General features: G+C 65.8%; 1 protein-coding gene. It reads left to right on the top strand.

The features are described 5' to 3' along the window. Window positions 1-101: 101 nt before the first annotated feature. Window positions 102-935 carry an IS5 family transposase gene (locus AB0G16_RS38855; RefSeq protein ID WP_362816052.1) on the top strand — a complete coding sequence of 278 codons (834 nt, stop codon included), beginning with the start codon at window positions 102-104 and terminating at the stop codon, window positions 933-935. Window positions 936-1,014 lie beyond the last annotated feature (79 nt).

The following is a 1,014-nucleotide window of genomic DNA, read 5'->3' as shown; positions in this document are numbered from 1 at the left end:
GAGGGCGGTTCGCGAGTCGATGCCTGTGATGTCACAGTGTGATCGGATGGACGTTTAGCGTTATGGCTGGCTGGCGGGCCAGGATGTGCTGGGATGACCGGGTGAGCGAGCGCAAGCCGTACCCCAGCGACTTGTCCGACGAGCAGTGGGCGCTGATCGAACCGGTCATCACGGCATGGAAGGCCGCGCACCCGTCGGTCAGCGGCCACGAGGGCAACCACGCGATGCGCGAGATCGTCAACGCGATCCGCTACCAGGGACGAACCGGCGTCCAATGGAAGTACCTGCCGCATGACCTGCCGCCCAAGAGCGCGACGTACTACTACTTCGCCAAGTGGCGCAACGACGGCACCGACCAGGTGATCCACGACCTGCTGCGCTGGTATCTCCGGGAGAGCAAAGGGCGAAAGGCCGATCCAAGCCTGGTCGTGCTGGACACCCAAAGCGTCCACGCCGCGGCCGGCGTCCCGGCCACCACGACCGGCAAGGACGTGGCCAAGAAGGTCCCCGGACGCAAACGCGGTCTGGCCGTGGACACCTTCGGACTGGTCATCGCGGCGGTGGTGCTCGCCGCATCAGCGCACGAGAACACCGCAGGAACGGCCCTGCTGGACCGCCTCGCCGCGCGGACCGACGGCACGGTGATGAAGGCGCTGGCCGATCAGGGGTTCAAGAACACGGTCGTCGCCCATGGAGCCGGTCTGGGAATCGATGTGGAGATCGTCGAACGTAACCGGGCGGACAAGGGATTTGTCCCCCAGCCGACACGGTGGATCGTCGAGCAGACCTACGGCACCTTGATGCTGCATCGGCGTCTGGTCCGCGATTATGAGCACCTGCCGGCCACGTCTGAGTCGCGGGTGTATTGGGCGATGACCGATGTGATGTCTCGCCGATTGACCCGTGCGTCCGGGCCGTCGTGGCGGTCGACGTGAACAGGCTCGAGGCGACCTCGCCCGATCCCGGCACGTGGCTACTGGACAAGATCGACGCTCGCGAGCAGGTGCTGACCTG

It is taken from the genome of Streptosporangium sp. NPDC023615, from assembly GCF_040640155.1.
Lineage (GTDB): Bacteria > Actinomycetota > Actinomycetes > Streptosporangiales > Streptosporangiaceae > Streptosporangium.
Note: the sequence above shows the minus strand (reverse complement) of the source record. Positions and strands in the feature narration are given on the sequence as shown.